The sequence below is a fragment of the Photobacterium aphoticum genome, from assembly GCF_001029435.1.
GTDB lineage: Bacteria > Pseudomonadota > Gammaproteobacteria > Enterobacterales > Vibrionaceae > Photobacterium > Photobacterium aphoticum.
In genome coordinates, this window is the sequence record NZ_LDOV01000004.1 from 74771 (window position 1) to 92152 (window position 17382).

Sequence of the window (17382 nt, forward strand, 5' to 3'; positions counted from 1 at the left end):
GCTAGATAACTCCATTTTTTCAAACCAATATGTCCCCGCATAAAGGTGAACAGTTGAGCCACCCGCAACACTGAAGCGCTTGATTTTATGTCCCTGACCATCACGTAAAGATTCTGTCACACCCGCCGCTATATCAAACGAACCATATTCAGGTAATTTAGGAACATTAGCCTGATAATAAGCATTTGATGACGTCACTTGAAAGGCGCCCAAATTGAGCTTGGTCGCCCAACGATTAGGCTGGCTGCCCGTCGGAAATAGACATGAATTACCGTCGCAAGCAAAATCACCTCTGCCAGGCAATTCAGGATTCGTTTCAAGTTTCAGCCATAAATAATGCTGACCCTTTTCTTTATAGGTTCCCGTAATTAGCGCTTTAAAACCCAAGTATGACTGTGTCTGACGATTAGATTCCCACGTCTGCGCAGGCCCCGGAAACGCGGCACAATAATTATCAATCCCCGCCGCTTGCAAGGTCACCGAATACACAGTCGAAAATAACAGGCTGAGCACTAACAAGCCGAGTCGAATACCTCTCGATAACTGCTCTTTCATCATCTTATTCAATCTCTTTTGCCCACACTTCCTGCACACGGGTTGTCGCCAATGCTCCTGTCCCACAGGTCGCGGTACTTTCTAACTGGTAACGGTGAGCCGTTTGCCCTGCACCGTTTTGGTATTCTATGGCCTGACACGTCACTGTCACTTGCTGGCAGGAAAAGGCGGCGGCAGACAAAACGTAAGACTGACAAGCTTGAGGATCCGATGTTGATTGCCCTAACGGGAACAACTGGCTGAGCACGTACTCATTACCAGAATGGGCGGCATACCACGCACGGGTCGCGAATACCTCATGGGCAGTGGTGGACTGACTGGTGTGATCGATTCGGATCATTGCCGCCGCCAATAACCCCATCACGGTGATCAGGAAAATCGCCATGATCAGCGCGCTGCCACGCTGACGACGAGATGACACGGAAGCTTGCACACTAACGGACATTGAGCACCTGCACCGTATGATCGTAATGGAAGGTCTCGCCGCTGCGCGGATCGTGAGATCGTAATCGCAGGTGCACCATACCGTTGTTTTCTAGCCCGGCACTGAGCGCAGTGACGGTAAAGGCATCGACGTGATTAGCCACAGGCAACGATACCCGACCTTCCTCACGCATGAGCGCTTGTCCCACCAAGCAGTAACGCACGCGCCCGCCGTACACGTACACACGCTGTGCCGGCGAACTGGTCGTCAGCGGTTGCGCGAGTGTCACCGCTACCTGCTGCGTATTATCAGTATCTTGCACTCTCATTATCTGATGCGCTGGATTGCCGTATTCGCGGGCATTTACCAAACCAACCGCCACCGCATACTGGCTGTCCTTCAACGCCAGCCATTGGGCGACCGAACCGATGGTCGGCACCACCTGTAACGGGTTGGCATCAGGCGCGCCAACGTAAAAACCGGCCGCCACAATCGGTCGAAAGGCCACGCAATTTTCTCCAGCCGCGTGCTTGTTCACTGCTGCGCTGGCCGACACGCTGTTTGGCGCGGCATGGCGAATTTCGCGGGTCATTTTTTCCAGAGCAAAACGTAGTTCACTCTGAAAACGCTCACGGCTGACGGTGTTCACGTAGCCTTGAACCCCAAACTGCACATAGCTGCCAATGCCCAATACGATGATCCCCACCAACACGACGGCGATCACCAGTTCCATCAGGGTAAAGCCCCTTTGTGGCATACGCGCAGGCATCAGTAATTACTCCGGTACGCGACCACCGCATACTGCCCATAACGTCCGGTATTTACGGTCACCGTGACACGTTTGTGCGGTACAGATTGCGACGGAGCCGATTGTAACGTTGACGCTGATATTGATGTCGAGGCCTTACCCACCGGTTGCAGGCCTGCGTCGTAACGGACATCCACCGTTACCGTCATGTTTTTATAGGTTCCCAAACGGCTGTTATCACCATCCAGCAAGGTTTCAATAAAACCCCGCCACGGATAGCGATGGGCATCATCACGCTGCTGACATAACGCCAGATCGCCCCAACAGCCGTGGAAATCGTCCACATCATTGGCCACCATTGGCACTAAGCCGTAGCCCAACGCGTGATCGCTCATTGGATCACGGTATTCAAAATATTCCATCGCGTGATCTTTTGGCCACACGCCATTTTCCGCCGGCTGGCTACAAATCACACGCTGGCCGTCTTTGTCGATTTCACCGCAGCGCACCCGGCTGTCACCGTGCGGATCGGAGAATTCATCAAACTGCCGGGCGAGTATTTCATTGAGAAAGGCATTGGCGATTGCAGCTGCACGCGCCTGATAATACGGCGTGGCCGAGCGTTCAGCTTGGGGAAACAAAAAGCTGGTGAGCGTCACCATGGCAATGGCCAGGATCACGATGGCAATGATGCTTTCAATCAGGGTAAAACCACGTGACGCCGTGATACGGGAGCTGGAACAAGGCACAGGGTTAAATCGCGCAGTCATTAATCAACCCCTCTGCGTTAATGCACAACATGGCCGTTTCACCGTTACGGGCAGTTATGGTGATTTCACAACGGTTGGGGGTACAGGCGCGTTGGAACGGGTTTGTTTCGACCGTCATCGGGCGACCGAGCCAATCAAAATGCAAGGTCATGGCATTATCGGAGAGCATCCGATGCGATGGGGAAAAGGAAAAACTCACCTTATCGTGCGTTGTCGACAAACACGATGTAGCAGCAACATTTGTTGCACAGACGGGTGAACCCAGCACATTCAGGCCGATATACAGACCCACATGCTCTGGTACCGCATTCGAGGCTAACACCACATCCATCCCTTCTCGCTGGATCTGACGCGCCAGCGCAATGGCTTGGTCGCGCACCACGATAGCATCAAAACTGCTGCGGCCAATCAGACGTGATGAGGCCGTGACCGCCAGGATCCCAAGCAGGATCACCACCACGATCAGTTCAATCAACGTAAAGCCGTGTTGAGCGTCCCGAGGGACGAAATGGAAGGGCATGAATCACCCGAAAAGAAGCGAACCTATTGCCAGAAGTCACCCGCAGATGACTTTTGGCAATAGAGCTCCGAAGAGCTCTATTAAAAAAACATTAGTTAGTACTAATGTTACAACCAGCACCTAAATCAACTGTTGTATGAGCAGCAGATACAGCAGACACTCCTGTTGCTTGTGTGTACGTTACAATACAAGTAGCAGCAGCTGCAGAGTCATACTTATTTCCCTTATAAGTATATGTAATAGAAGTATCTGTTTCTTTAACAAACTGCCAGTCACTCAAGCCAACAACAGCGGCAGAAAGGGCTGCTGAAGTTGCAGCAGGGTAACCATATACCGTCTTCACTCCTTCAACGGTTGCATCATCAGAGCTTTCTTTACCCTGCACCGCAGCCTTACCGTAGGTAATCGCTGCCGCACCATCAATCGCGCCTTTCAGGCCTTGTAACGCAGACGCACGCGCATCATCTTGCAGGTTCAAAAAACGTGGGGCAGCGGTCACGGCCAAAATGCCGAGGATCACGATAACCACCACCATCTCAATCAGCGTAAAGCCGCCTTGACGTTTCATAACATTCTCCATTTACGTTCAATCACTACGCTTAGCGTAAGTCAGTCTGCACCAAACCCTTGGCAGGCTGGTAAGTAAAATAATGACCTGAGGTCACGTTGGTAGAGCCAGTGCCATCACTACCGGCAGATGCCAATTGGTAGTAACGACAAGCCTGCTGTTTGTCTTCCTCGACCAGTGCGACGAAGAACAGAAAATCGCCCCCAGAGACATCGGCAGCAACGCTGGTGACTTTAGGCGGGTTTTGCAACAAATTGTCCATCAAGGCCACACAGTCATTCACGACCAGGGTCTCAATCGGTTTTGAGGTCAACGCGATCGGATAACCGATGCTTGGCGAGAGCGCATCGCTGGCCTGCGTCAGGTAAAAATCGGTGCCGTCATAGCTGACACTGTTACGCCCGTCAGCTTGCGGACGCCCATACGCTTCCCATTGCGCACGCACGGATAACACAGCCGTGGCATAGCCTCCTGCCACCCCTTCAATGGCGGCTTTCTTGGCTTCATCGGTCACATTCATAAAACGCGGTAACGCGGCAACGGCCAATAACCCCACCACGATGATCACGATCACCAGCTCTACCAGCGAAAAGCCGGCTTGTTTGTGTGTTCTTCCTTGCATGCTATTTCAACCTGTCAAATAGACATGATCACTCTTGGAGGAGCGTCAAAAAATTGCTGATGAATATTGTCTCATTTTCATAAAATATTGCCACACCTTTTCCATCATCAATCTGGTAATAACACGAATTATAATACTTTGATCTCATTTCATTTTTTGATGACAAGTGCGTATATTTAACGGATTTAATACGTGATGAGAGCAATAACCATGTTTCATGACAATTTATTTGCCCATTATGGGATATAACCGGCCACCCTTTTTGCGTAAAGGTATATTCAATACCTTTTAAGAATGATCGTTCTGGCTTGTTCTCTAGTTCCCATTTTTGACGCAAACTGACCGCACTCTCCCACAAGGTTTGTGTCAGTAATTTGACTTGTGTGTCGGTCGTGGCCTGTTGCAAGCGAGGCCATTGCGCCAATAACGCCGCCACCAGCACCACGATCAGTAACAGCCACACCATCAACGGGGCGTATTCCCGTTTACGCCCCGCGCGCGACATCCAACAATCCCCACATGGGCAAGAAAATTCCCAACGCCAACAGCAGCACCATGCCTGCCACGACCAAGAGCAACAGAGGCTCGATCTTGGCGGTCAGGGTTTTCAGATCGTAATCCACTTCGCGATCATAAAAGTCAGCCGCTTCCAGCAGCAATTCATCGACCTGGCCGGTTTCTTCACCGACCGCAATCATCTGCAGCACCAACGGGGTAAACACTTCTGACTGACTGGCGGTATTGGCGATGCTGTTGCCCCCCTCAATGCCTTGTTTCATGGCGATCAAGCGATTCTCGAGGTAGCGGTTGCCTAAGGCCTCCGCCGACATTTGAATGGCTTGGTTCAAGGGCACCCCCGCCCGCACCATCAGGGAAAACGTGCGCGAAAAACGCGACAACTGAGCACGGTTGATGATGTCCCCCACAATCGGGGCTTTCAGCCGCCACTGATCCCAACGTTCGCCGCCTTTTGGGGTCTGACGCCACAGGCGCAATCCCAACCAGCTCGCCACCAGTCCCGCCAGCATCAACGGCCAGTAATGCACAAACACGTTCGAAGTGCCGATCAGAATGCGGGTCGGCAACGGCAGATCGACGCCAAAGCGGCTGAACATGGAGGAAAACTGCGGGATCACTTTGATATTTAATACCGCCATTGCCAGCAAAATCGCACTGATCACAAAGGTCGGGTAACGCATTGCGGATTGGATCCGGCGACGGGTTTCCACTTCCTGCTCGTAATACAACGCCAGTTGCAGCAGCAAGGTATCCAGACGACCAGTGTTTTCCCCCACGCTGATCATCGAGACAAACAAGCCCGAAAACACCTGCGGGTGCATTTTCATCGCAGCAGACAAGGATTTACCGTTGGTGAGCTCCACCACCACCGACTCTAACGCCGCTTTCAGTTGCGGATGGTTGGCACTTTGGCTCAGGCCACGGATCGCGCGCAGCAGAGGCACACCGGCTTTGGTCAGGCTGTACAACTGGCGACAGAAGATCACCAACACATCCAACGGTACCGGTCGCTTAAACAGTGACTTCATATCGACGTTGAAGGCTTGTGCAGGACGCTCGCGAATGTCCAGCGGGATAATGCCTTGGCGGATCAGCGCATCGCTGGCAGCATCCGAAGACGCCGCTTCCAGCTGGCCGCGTAACAATTCGCCTTTACTTCCCCGGCCACGATAAGTAAATACCGCCATGCTTATGTCCTGCTTGTGCGCGGCTGAGTATGGAAGCACGGCCGCGCGTTAGAAAAATTCATCGCCTTCACCCAACATCATGACTTCTTCCAAACTGGTCACGCCCGCCTGTGCCAACGCCATGGCCGAGACCACCAACGGCTGATACCCTTCCGACTGGCGGGCCAACTGGCTGAATAAGACCGTATCGCCGGCACGCAGGGCATCCATCATCTCAGGGGTCATCTCTAGCAGTTCAAACACCCCGACCCGGCCTCGGTAGCCGGTAAAGTTACAGCTCTGACACCCGCGTCCACGATGAAAGGTTTCGCTTTGCGCGTCAGGAAAACGGGCTGCCAGCCACTGCTGTTGCTCCGCTTCTGGGGCGGCCGGTTCATGGCAATCTCGACATACCCGGCGGATCAAACGCTGTGCCAGCACCGCACGCACTGCACTGGCCACCAGATACCCCGGCGCTTCCATGTCGATCATGCGCAGCGCACTGTCGATCGCATCGTTCGTGTGCAGGGTCGACAACACCAAGTGGCCGGTCAGCGCAGAACGCAAACCGATCTCCACCGTCTCCTGATCGCGCATTTCCCCCACCAAAATGATATCGGGATCCTGACGCAGGAAGGTGCGCAAAATCGATGAGAACGTCAGGCCAATCTTGTTATTAACCTGCACCTGATTCACACGCGGCAAGCGGTATTCCACCGGATCTTCGGCGGTGATCAGCTTCTTACCGGGTTTGTTGAGCTCGTTCAGGGCGCCGTACAAGGTGGTGGTTTTGCCCGAACCGGTCGGGCCGGTGACCAAAATCATGCCGTGCGGACGACGCAATTGACGGCGAAATCGCTGCAAAATATCGGCGGGCATACCGATTTGATCCAGACTCAAGATCCCCGCCGACTGGTTGAGCAAACGCATCACCACGGACTCACCGTACTGCACCGGCATGGTCGACAGACGCACATCCACCGACTGACCGCGCACTTTCATGTTGAAACGGCCATCTTGTGGCAAACGCTTTTCCGATATATCCAGGCTGCTCATCAGCTTGAGGCGCAGAACCAGTGCGGACGCCACGCCGGCTTCATTGATCAGGGTTTCATGCAACACGCCATCAATACGCTGACGAATACGCAGCACATCGCTGTCCGGCTCGATATGGATATCCGACGCGCCCACTTGGATCGCATCTTCAAACAAAGAGTTGATCAGCTTCACCACGGTGACGTCGTTACTGTCGTCTTCGTCAAAACCGAAGCTGTAATCGGCAATGTGCTGATGTTCCGCCTGCAGCTGTTCGGCAAATGAGACAATCTCTTGCGTGCGGCGGTAATAACGGTCAAACGCCGCGATCAACTGACGTTCAGGGGTGATCACCAGCTCCACACGGTAATCGCCGAGCTGGTTATACAAGGCTTCCTGCGCTGCCAGATCGGCCGGATCACTCATAGCCACACGGGCAATGCCGTCGCGCTCACCGATCACCAGCGCACGCAGACGACGGGCATGCACCTCTGCCAGCAGCGGGACGGCCTCAAGATCCACCGAGACCCGGTTAAGATCCACCAACGGAATATCCAGCTGCTGAGAGAGGAACTGCAGCATCTGCTGCTCACTCAAGAACCCCATGCTGATCAGGGTATCACCCAGTTTTCGGCCGCTGGATTGTTGGTTATCCAACGCCTGTTCGATCTGCTCGGCAGTGACAATGCCTTCTTCAATCAGCAGATCCCCGAGGCGTTTGCGTAATCGGATTGGCACGATTATCCCTTCTGGCTGGCCAGCACCGCTAAACGCTGCTGGATAAATTGTTGTGATTGGTTGGAGATTTGCCCCATCAACAACGCTTGCTGATAGGCATGACGAATGCTGTCGGCTGACACTTTGGCCTCGCTGCCGGTTGCCAAGGCTTGCGTACGCTCCAAGGCAATGCCCAGCCCCATCCACCAGCGACCGTCATAGGGCTGATCGTGCACCAACCGCTGATAACTGCTCAGCGCCAGTGCCGGCTGATGCAGCTGTTGTGCTAATGCGCCACGCATCGCCAGATAGCGGCTGTTGCCGTCATCCGGCATCGCCTGCAGCACGCTCAGCGCTGCTTGCTCTTGTGATTCATTGACCAGCAATTTAGCCATGGTGACACGCAGCTCAGACTGCCCGCTGTCACGCTGCAAGCCTTGCTGCAAAATTGCCATGGCGCGACGGTTATCCTTACGCCCGTAATACAAGGCCGCCAGTTTTTGACGGGCCAACACCCAATCGGGCTGGTATTCCAGCGCGGCTTCTAAGGCTTGCATCGCCCGGCGGCTGTCCCCTTGTTTGAGGGCTTTTTCAGCTTTGTTGTATTCCACTTGCGCCAATGCGTCCGCATCCAGCTCCACGGTTTCAATGTGCAGGCCGGAAGCGGGATCTTGTGCTCGCATTTCTTGCTCAGACTTGGGCAAGGCGGCTTGCTTAACTTCGGCGTTGGCAGGGGGGGCAGCCATCACAGGCGGCGTGCGCTTGGCCTCTGAGACCTCGGCCACATCACGGTGTTGTGGCTCTGCGGCTATAGGCTGCGCATGAGTAACAAGAGCAGACGTCACGGGCTTCACCGGCTCGACCTTCGGCACAGCAACACGCACGTCAGCCACCGCATTGACGACAGGCGCTGTCGCCGGTTCTGAAGCCGGTTCTGAAGCCGGTGCAGAAACGGTTCCCGGAACGGTTCCGGAAACCGTTTCGGGAGCAGATGCAGGCATGGCCTCAACAACCGGTATCGCCTCGACGTCGGGCGCGTCTGATACCAGTACCGGCAATACCGCCTGTGCCGATGATGGCGTGCTTGTCGTTGAAGTTGGGATTTCCGTTAAGGTTGGCGTGGCAACGATCGTTGGGGTTGTCGCGCTCGACGTCGTGCCCAGCCACCAGCCCGCCGCGCCTGTCAGGCTCATCGCCACCACGCCCAAGCCTAACCAGTGCCAGGCAAAACGGCGCGGTAACGGCTTGACGATCGCCGGCTGCAAATCCGCCGGCTTCACGCCTTGCTGCTGACTTAACGCCTGCAGTTTTCTATTGAGTTCACTCATGTGGCGACTGCCATCCCCATAAAACCGGGTACGTCCAACGCGGCTGGCGCGCACCCACAGTATCTTTGATTGCTAACAAGACAGCTTCCCGGTTGGCTTCATCGCGGCGATCGCAGCAGGTCGCCAATAAAGTTTTGTGACACAGTTGATTGATCAAACGCGGGATCCCTTGGCTGGCCTGCCAGATCGCTTTGTACAAGGGCACGCTAAACAGCGGCTGATAACAGCCCGAGCGCGCTAAACGGTATTCGATATAGGCGGCCGTTTCTTCCAGCGTAAGCGGACGTAAGGCACTGCGAAAGGTGATGCGCTGACGAAATTGGCGCAAGTGATGCGCGGCTAAGCGGCTGTCTAACTCCGGCTGTGCAAACAGAACAATGTGCAGCAGTTTGTCCTGCTCGGTTTCCAGATTGCCCAGCAGACGGATCGCTTCAAGCGCATCATCCGGCAGTGCCTGCGCCTCATCGATCATCACCACCACCGAGCGTCCTGCCGTTTTGCGTTGTAGCAAGGTGAGCTGCAACTGCTCAATCAATAACGCTTCATCCGTTTGCATGCCTGGCGTGATGGTCAGCCCTAACTCGCGCGCCAACGCCAGTCGCAATGCCTGACCGGATGAGGCCGGTGTCGGCAAATAAGCCAGATCCATGTGCGCGGGTAAACGGTTAATCAACATGCGACACACCAACGTTTTACCGGTACCGACCTCCCCGGCGATCTGAATGATCCCTTCCCCCATCTGCAGGGCAGACAAGGTGGTTTCAATCGCTTCAAGGTGCGGCGGTAAGGCATGAAACAGGTGGGTATTGGGTGTCAGCCCGAACGGGGCCGACACCAGATTGAAATGGGTTTGGTACACGGTTTATCCCTCGTCCGGGAACCACTCGTTCACCAGCGCGCGGGAACGTTCAATTTCCTGCTGCCAGGTCTGCTCGCCCACCACGGTCGGCTTAAGCAAAATCACCAACTCGGTTTTGGCCTGCAATTGGTTCACGTTACGGAACAGGTGCCCCAACGCCGGAATATCCCCCAGCAGCGGCACTTTGCTGACCTGTTCCACGGTCGATGATTTCATCAACCCGCCGATCACCACCACATCGCCCGAGCGGGCATAGATAATAGAGTCCGACTCACGGATCGAACTTTTCGCCAATGGCAATTTATAGGTACCGAACGACTCCCCCAGGGCGATATCGCGCACTTCGGTTTCCACGTCTACCACCGCCGGATGTACGTGCAGCAACACCCCGCCGTCGTTATCAATTTGCGGCGTCACATCCAGCGAGATCCCGGAGAAAAACGGGGTCAGCTCAATATCCGGTGACGCACTGCCACCGTCACTGTTGACCTCGCCCCCGGCCACATCGGTCACGAAGTATTGGTCGTTACCCACTTTGATCACGGCTTTTTGGTTATTCGCGGCGGTCACGCGCGGGCTGGAGAGCACATTCAAGTCGCCCTGTGTTGAGAGAAAACTCAGCACGGCTTCAAAGTTACCGTCGGTAATCGTGATATTGGTTTGCCCGCCGAGCAGGGCTGAAATCGCATCGCCACCCGGTAAGGTATCGCCGGCCGATGGACGACCGAAAATGACATCCGTGCCGCCAATCGACTTGGAGATATTGTTCCAGTTCACGCCCTGCTGGTAGCCATCACTCAGGGTGACTTCCATGATTTTCGCTTCCAGTACCACCTGACGCTTCAAACGTTCCTGCGAGACCCCAAGGAAGGTTTTCACTTCACGCAACTCGTTCGGGAAGGCACGTACCGAGATCAGACTGGCCTGCGGCGAAACCACAATACTGCGTCCGTCCCCTTGGCCGATCATGGCATACACCGCCAATTCCAACTGACGCCAGAAATCACTTTCCGATACGGTTTCAATGGTGGTACCGCCGGTAGTCGTACCGCTGCGCTGCGTATTGCCGCCACTGTCATTATTGCTGCCAGACGCGCTCGAACCGGTGTCACCATTGGTGATGGAGCCGGTGGTGAGTGAGGTCAACGACACCCCTCGGCGCTGCAATTGCAGGTAATCCACCGGGATCACTTCCGTGCGCAGCGTCGCCGGGAAGACCTGAATAATGTTGCCCTGACGGGTAGTGTGATAACCATAAATGTCCGAGACCACGCCCAGCACTTCATCTAAGGTGACATCTCGCAATGACAGGGATAAACGCCCTTTCACGTCCGGGTGGATCACCATGTTAAACGGCGTGCCTTTCACAAGGCTGCCGAAAAACGCTTTGGCATCCACATTATGGGCATTCACGCGAAAACGCTTTTCCAGCGGTGCACGCATGATCGGATCTTGCCCGGACAAGCTCGGCATCAAATCCGCATTCACGGAGTCAGGCAACGCCATCAACGGTCGGCTGTGGGCTTCGTTCGCGGCTTGATTCAACGCCCCTTTCACCGCCACCGGATCACGGTGCCCCATATTGGCAGAACACCCTGCCAAAGAAGCAATGAGCGCTGCTACAACTAATCCACGCATAATAACTACTTCTCGTTTTATTCTGTGATGACGTTGGCGGCAAACAGCGACAATCGCCATTGCCGCCCTTGTCGCACCAACGTAACCTCATCGTCACGAATGCTCGACAAGGTATAGCCATGAATGCGTTCCCCCACCGCCAGCGTGCGGCCATTGAGGATCGCGTAACAGGGATGCGATGCTCCCTGACAAATGATGCTTTGCAACTGGGGTAAACGTGCCACCGTGGCACGTGGTGTGCTGCGCGGCGCCTGCCAACTTAACGGGGCGGTCGGATCGCCTTGTGCCACAACCGGCCAGACAACCACGCTCACACAGAGGCTCAGCCACACCCAAACCATCGCTTTAACCACCGATGAAATCCTCACTTTCGCCCAAGGTGTACACCACCAGCTCTACGGATGCCCACGGGTACGCTTCCACCTGATAGTGCAGACTCTGCCAGTAATATTTCACCGGCAAGGCTTCCAACGCAGCCAGATAAGCTGCCACATCAAAGTAACGCCCACGGAAAGTCAGTTTCAGCGGATGAATGTAATAGCCGTGGGTTTGTGACTCCCCGACCGGCAGTTTTTCCGGTGGCAGCGAGATCAGTTGCTCCAGCGTCAGACGCGAGGAATGCAGCAACACCTGCTCCATCAACGCGACCATCTCCGTCGGTGTCACCAAGCTGGCGATACGATCCCCGAGCTGGCTGTCGAGCGTCTGGGTTGCTTGCTGCAATTGGGTGATCCGCGCGTCAATGTCCGCATTCGGATCGGCGGCTAACTGACGCGCCAGTAGAATAAGGCTGTTACGGTTGGTCACCACCGCATTGCGTTGCGTCACAAGGTTGGCTTCGGCCTGCGACAAGGCGTTGAACTGCGGCTCAATCACCCCAATCACGCCGATAAACAGCAGGCCAATCCAGCCGGTTAAGGCGATCAGCCACTGCTCACGTCGCGTCAGCGCAGCGAATTTCTCACACAGGGCCTGCCAACGAGGCAACGTCTGTCCCCGACTCATTGTGTCCCCCCCTGAGCGGTTGCAGCCGCAATATGACCCGCATTGTTGACCGCATTATTGGCCACATGGTTGAGTGAGCCTTGCAGCGAAAAGATCAGGCGCTGCTCACTGTCTCGCTCCAGCACCATCTGCTGAAAACGGCGGGATGCCAAGGCCGGATACGGTTGAAATTGTTGCACCCAGGCCGGCACAGCCGCTGGGGTGCGTGCGAGTCCTGACAGACTCAGTTGCGTGCCGGTAGCATGAATATGTTGCAGGGCAATGTCCTGGCTATCCGCCAGTGCCAGCTGCTGTAACAGACTCGCATACCCGACGGTTAAGCTGTCATCATGCTGGCTGATCACCGCCAACGCCGACTGTTTAGAGGCCAACTGTTGTGCCAGTCGCTCAGCCAGTTGGTGTTTCAACGGGCTGGGCACGCGGGAGGCTAACACGCGCTGGGTATGTTGGATCTCCCCCAGCACTTGCTGCAATTCTTGTTGTACGCTGTCGCGCTGTGTCTGTACCTGATGCTGCTGCCACCCTTGCCAGCCCATCACGGCGGCCAGTACCAGCGCCATGACACCCCAACTGAGCACCACGTTCGTCAGCGTCATACGCTCGACTTTCGGCTTCAGTGCATCGCTGTAGAAATTGATCCCGTGCGGGGCCTGATCCATCGCGGCCGCATATGCGATACGCACGGCATTATGGGCCAATGCAGCATGAGGCGGTGCCACGGCTTCCACATTGACACTCAAACGTGCACTCAGTGCCTGTGCCAATTGTTGGTCGTCATCTTCATCACAGGAAATCACCACTTGAGTGATCGGCGCGTCACGCAATTGTGCACTAAGGAAATCGAGCGAACGCTGCAGCTCCAATGCCAAGCTGTCCAGTTGCAGGGCCGCCTTCATATCTGACTCGCCGCCCGCCGGCAACAGCGGTACGCCAAAGCCACGAAGCTGGCGCTGGAAGCATAAGGTTTGCTGTTTAAAGGCAGAAAGTTGCAGATTGTCGAGGCCACGACGATGCAGTAACAGTTGGCTTTGCTGAGGGTGGATCCACTGCCCCCAGACCGCTTCTTCGGCCGACACCGACAGCAAGCTGTAGCCGCCCTCGGTGCACGCCTGAGCAAGCTGCTCCAATGGACGACGCTGGGTACAGAACACCTGCAGGCGATCTTTTAATGGCGAAGGGAAGCCATCCGCCACCAACTCTTGCGGGGATTCATTGACTAATTCACGCACCAGAAACGGCAATGCGGTCGGGTATTCTTCGCGGGGCAGTTCCGGCTTATCGATCAGCATGCTCTGGTAGAGGCCGTGCCCCAGCACCAGACGCAAGCCGCACCCTTTGAGCGGGTGGCGTTCGAGCAAACGACGCAGCGCCGCTGGCCACTCCGCCACTTGCTGCACCGGTTCTTCATCCGCCAGCCATGCGGTGTCGACCCGGTACACCAAAGCCAGCCGATCGGCGAACAGGGCCACGCCTGCCACGAACGACTGCTTTTTCTGTTTGAGGGTTTTTATCGATAACATGTCAGGCTTCTGAAATACTCGGCGTACACGACAACCTGAACAGTAAGTAAAAAGGTTATCGCTTAAAAACTGGAAGATGTGTCAAGTTTTTGGCCAGTATATCGAGATTAGCCCAACAAAGTCGTGGTTAACCGATGAATTATGAGCGTTTATGAAACATATTCAGTACTTTATCATTAGAAAATGTCCCCTTTTCGACCGATAATTCCGGTGCAAAAAAGCGACCTTGTCCACCACTGACACCCAGTTGCTGTAAAACTTGCCACTCTTTATGGTTTTCGACCCCGACAGCAATAACTTTAGCGTCAGTATTGGCACAAGCACCCAGCATACTTCTTACGAATAACTGATTCTCCTGGCGCAAGTTTATCTCTCTTACCAAGCTACGATGCAGCTTAATATAATCTGCACGTATATCTTTGATGTAGTGGGTACTGACAATGGTACGTCCCGCTTGGTCAACCACCAGCTTACAGCCCAGCCCCACCAACATACGGGTGACCGGACGCATCGCATCCAAGTGCTTCACCAGTCCCCCTTCCGGAATTTCAAACGATAACCGGTTCAATACCGTGCGTGGCGTTTGCAGTAATTCATTGCGCAGCCATTTCACAAAGGTTTTATCCAACAGCGCTTCCACACTCAGGTTGACGGACAGGGCGTCAGTCACCGGTTGCTGTCGGAGTAAACGCAGCGTTTGTGTCACCACGACTTTATCCATGCGGGCACTGAATCCTACCTGCTCCACCGCACGCATAAAGCGCGAAGCCTTGATCAGCATGCCGTTTTCATCACGAATACGGGACATCAGCTCACGGTGCAACACCGTCTCATCCAACATCACCACCGGCTGTTGATACAGGATCACCCCTTCACGATTGAAGATGGTGTCCAGCAGGGTTCGCCAACGCACACTGCCTCGGGCATCTTCAAATTGCTGATCTTTCTTGAAGGCATACCAGCTATTGGTGCCCTGCAACTGGGCGCTGCGCAAGGCCATATCCGCTTCGTCCATCACGCGGCCTCGGCGCTCCCCGCTGGCACAGAAGGTCACCCCGATATGGCACCAGTTATCCGCTTCCAGCGGCGCGGCAGGCACTAGGCGATCCAAGGCATGCATGATCTGATTGGTAAACAGCTTCACTTCTTTGACCGACTGCTGCGACAGCAAAATGGCAAACTCGGCATCAAAATAACGGGCCAGCACGGTATCGGGATAACGTTGTACCAAGTTAGACAGCACCACGCCCACATCCTGGATCAATTCATCCGCCACTTCACGGCCACGCTCGCTGACCAGTTCATCCCAATCAGCAATGCGGATCACGATCACCGCCCCGTGGTTATCCTGATCTTGCAGCATCGATTGCAGGCGACTATCAAACAGCACGCGGTTCGCCGCGCCGGTCAGTTGATCCAAGAAGGTGTGGGTACGAATGAAGGTATCAAAGCGGCTGCGCTCCTGACGGGCATCCTTGAGCTCGGTGATCATCTGATCCAACGCCAGACTGGCGGTAGCCGGCCATTCCCGTTCATCACCAATGGCATGCTCATCGACCCTGCCAGCCAGGATCATTCTGCCGCGCTCTTCTAACAGTTCAGAGCCGAGCAGCTGACGGCGCAACCAGTCCAGCCCCCAGATCAACCCGAGGATGATGATCCCGATAGCCAAGCTGATGAATGACATGGCACCAATGGAGTAGGTAAATTCGGTGTAGGGCGGCAGCGATTGCAGGCGCACATAAAAGCCGGGATTTTGTTTGAGGGCATAGTCACTGTGATGAAGAATGCTGGGATCCGGCAGTTTTTGCAGCCCTTTAAAGGCATACACTACGCCTGATTCATTGCCGATTTCCAGCTCGACCACATTACTGGCCTTAAGCAGCTTCGGCAGCCAACGTGACATGGACGTTGCCCCATCGGGATCGGCCATCTCCTGATCGATCACTTCGACGATCCCATCCAGATAATGAGTCAGGTAATCTTGTCCCAGCTTACGGAAACTCAGTGCGCCGCCAATAAAAATGACAAAGATGGCGCAAATCACAATCAATGTAACGAAGGCAACCAAACGGTTGGTGAGCTTCATGCCCGATGCTTTTCTCATAATGTGCTGAATCGTCCGCCAAAAGAAATCGTTGTAATCCCTGTCTCCCTGCTGGCTGACATGCGACGGATGCCACGCTAACAGCAAGGAACTGCCCTCAAAATACCATTCTCTGCCACGAAATGTCAGTGCTGACACCAACACTTTACTCATTAATCGAACAACGCACAGCCCAATCCCACTCGCAGGCGTCCTCCGTCATGAAAAACGCTTTCTCCCCCCAACAATCATGATACTGTTAAGGCTTGATGGGGAACGGCGTAAATGCGCCACAACAGTGAAGAAGAGGACGCAGAGAACATGGATTGGATCACGTGCACAAAAAGCTTTGTTATGGTGGTTGATCAAGGCTCACTGGCACAAGCCGCGACCCGGCTGAATACCTCCAGTTCCGCACTCTCCAAACGCTTAGCCTGGCTGGAAAAACAGCTTGGCGTGCAGTTACTCAAACGTACCACACGCAGCCTGACCATGACCGATGCCGGTCGCCTGTTCTACCAGCGCAGTGCCCGTCTGCTGGATGACTGGCAGCAACTGCTGGCAGAAACCACGTCGACCTACGGTGAGGTCAGCGGCGTATTACGCATCGGCGCGCCACTCGCCACAGGCAGCCGCCTGCTGGTGCATTATCTGGCTGAATTTATTGATACCTACCCCAATATTCAGGTCGAACTGCACACTATCACCCCCGGCCAATTGCCGGATCTCAATTTGGATGTGTTCATCAGTAAAACCCTGACTGACTTTAACTCCGCCAGCTATATCGCCACGCGCCTGTTTGATTTCCAGCCGGGGTTTTACGCTGCACCCAGCTACCTGGAAGGCAAACCGGACATTGATACTGCCGAGCAACTGACCCAGCACAACTGCTTGTTGTTTGGCACGCATGGCCATGAACAAGAGCATGTGTTTGAAAATGAGGTGCGCTTGCGCCTGAAAGGCAACTTCACCACTCAAAATCCGGAAGCCCTGGTTGCCGCCGCCGTTGCGGGGATGGGGATCATTTTGGTGGGGGAAAACACGGTACGGCGCGAGTTAAGTAAAGGCTTACTGGTACCGGTTCTGCCGAGTCTGCGTCAGCCCGTCAATTCCGCTTATGCGTACTATCCGAAGCTGGACTACAACCACGTCAAAACCAAGTTATTCATTGATTTTATTAAGGCCAAAGCCAAACCCGGCGCGCAAGACACGACCCTGAGCAGCCAGCGTTAGCCGTAGCGTCTCCGTATTGTGTGTTAATCTATTTAGCATAGGTGAACAAAAAACAGTTGATAATGATTC

At 54.6% G+C, this 17382-nt stretch carries 17 protein-coding genes; 1 reads left to right on the forward strand and 16 read right to left on the reverse strand.

What is annotated here, in order from left to right; genetic code table 11:
* Positions 1 to 559: 559 nt before the first annotated feature.
* The 16 genes from ABT58_RS02330 to csrD all read right to left on the reverse strand — a co-directional run bounded on the left by ABT58_RS02330 (position 560) and on the right by csrD (position 16101).
* Positions 560 to 1000: a PilX N-terminal domain-containing pilus assembly protein gene (locus ABT58_RS02330; RefSeq protein ID WP_047872758.1), complete on the reverse strand. Its 441-nt coding sequence runs from the start codon at positions 998 to 1000 to the stop codon at positions 560 to 562.
* A complete protein-coding gene (locus tag ABT58_RS02335) occupies positions 990 to 1748 on the reverse strand; it encodes a PilW family protein (protein WP_047872759.1) in 759 nt (252 codons plus the stop codon). The genes ABT58_RS02330 and ABT58_RS02335 overlap by 11 nt, the downstream gene beginning before the upstream one ends.
* Entirely contained in the window at positions 1748 to 2497 is a 750-nt protein-coding gene (locus ABT58_RS02340) for a prepilin-type N-terminal cleavage/methylation domain-containing protein (protein ID WP_047872760.1), read from the reverse strand. The genes ABT58_RS02335 and ABT58_RS02340 overlap by 1 nt, the downstream gene beginning before the upstream one ends.
* A complete protein-coding gene (locus ABT58_RS02345) occupies positions 2481 to 3017 on the reverse strand; it encodes a type II secretion system protein (protein WP_082210911.1) in 537 nt (178 codons plus the stop codon). The genes ABT58_RS02340 and ABT58_RS02345 overlap by 17 nt, the downstream gene beginning before the upstream one ends.
* A gap of 91 nt (positions 3018 to 3108) precedes the next feature.
* On the reverse strand, positions 3109 to 3585 hold the full coding sequence (locus ABT58_RS02350; protein WP_047872762.1) for a type II secretion system protein: 477 nt from the start codon (positions 3583 to 3585) through the stop codon (positions 3109 to 3111).
* 31 nt (positions 3586 to 3616) lie between these two features.
* Entirely contained in the window at positions 3617 to 4207 is a 591-nt protein-coding gene (locus tag ABT58_RS02355) for a prepilin-type N-terminal cleavage/methylation domain-containing protein (protein WP_047872763.1), read from the reverse strand.
* A 28-nt stretch (positions 4208 to 4235) separates the two neighbouring features.
* The gene (locus tag ABT58_RS02360) at positions 4236 to 4712 is read right to left on the reverse strand and encodes a hypothetical protein (RefSeq protein WP_053062929.1); all 477 of its coding nucleotides are present in this window, start codon (positions 4710 to 4712) and stop codon (positions 4236 to 4238) included.
* Complete coding sequence (locus ABT58_RS02365) at positions 4693 to 5913, reverse strand: type II secretion system F family protein (protein WP_047872764.1); 1221 nt, start codon at positions 5911 to 5913, stop codon at positions 4693 to 4695. The genes ABT58_RS02360 and ABT58_RS02365 overlap by 20 nt, the downstream gene beginning before the upstream one ends.
* Positions 5914 to 5961: 48 nt before the next feature.
* Positions 5962 to 7665 carry a GspE/PulE family protein gene (locus tag ABT58_RS02370; protein ID WP_047872765.1) on the reverse strand — a complete coding sequence of 568 codons (1704 nt, stop codon included), beginning with the start codon at positions 7663 to 7665 and terminating at the stop codon, positions 5962 to 5964.
* A gap of 2 nt (positions 7666 to 7667) precedes the next feature.
* Positions 7668 to 8972: a tetratricopeptide repeat protein gene (locus ABT58_RS02375; RefSeq protein ID WP_047872766.1), complete on the reverse strand. Its 1305-nt coding sequence runs from the start codon at positions 8970 to 8972 to the stop codon at positions 7668 to 7670.
* The gene (locus ABT58_RS02380) at positions 8965 to 9831 is read right to left on the reverse strand and encodes an ExeA family protein (RefSeq protein WP_047872767.1); all 867 of its coding nucleotides are present in this window, start codon (positions 9829 to 9831) and stop codon (positions 8965 to 8967) included. Before ABT58_RS02380 ends, ABT58_RS02375 begins: the two co-directional genes overlap by 8 nt.
* A 3-nt stretch (positions 9832 to 9834) precedes the next feature.
* A complete protein-coding gene (mshL, locus tag ABT58_RS02385) occupies positions 9835 to 11469 on the reverse strand; it encodes a pilus (MSHA type) biogenesis protein MshL (protein ID WP_047872768.1) in 1635 nt (544 codons plus the stop codon).
* A 17-nt stretch (positions 11470 to 11486) separates the two neighbouring features.
* Complete coding sequence (locus ABT58_RS02390) at positions 11487 to 11822, reverse strand: hypothetical protein (RefSeq protein ID WP_053062930.1); 336 nt, start codon at positions 11820 to 11822, stop codon at positions 11487 to 11489.
* A complete protein-coding gene (locus ABT58_RS02395) occupies positions 11815 to 12474 on the reverse strand; it encodes an MSHA biogenesis protein MshJ (protein ID WP_047872769.1) in 660 nt (219 codons plus the stop codon). The genes ABT58_RS02390 and ABT58_RS02395 overlap by 8 nt, the downstream gene beginning before the upstream one ends.
* The gene (locus tag ABT58_RS02400) at positions 12471 to 13994 is read right to left on the reverse strand and encodes a PilN domain-containing protein (protein ID WP_156168806.1); all 1524 of its coding nucleotides are present in this window, start codon (positions 13992 to 13994) and stop codon (positions 12471 to 12473) included. The genes ABT58_RS02395 and ABT58_RS02400 overlap by 4 nt, the downstream gene beginning before the upstream one ends.
* 139 nt (positions 13995 to 14133) lie before the next feature.
* The gene (gene csrD, locus ABT58_RS02405) at positions 14134 to 16101 is read right to left on the reverse strand and encodes an RNase E specificity factor CsrD (RefSeq protein WP_047872786.1); all 1968 of its coding nucleotides are present in this window, start codon (positions 16099 to 16101) and stop codon (positions 14134 to 14136) included.
* Positions 16102 to 16401: 300 nt separating this feature from the next.
* On the opposite strand from csrD, the gene ABT58_RS02410 reads away from it, so the two are divergent.
* Complete coding sequence (locus ABT58_RS02410; RefSeq protein WP_047872787.1) at positions 16402 to 17313, forward strand: LysR family transcriptional regulator; 912 nt, start codon at positions 16402 to 16404, stop codon at positions 17311 to 17313.
* The last annotated feature ends 69 nt before the right edge of the window (positions 17314 to 17382 follow it).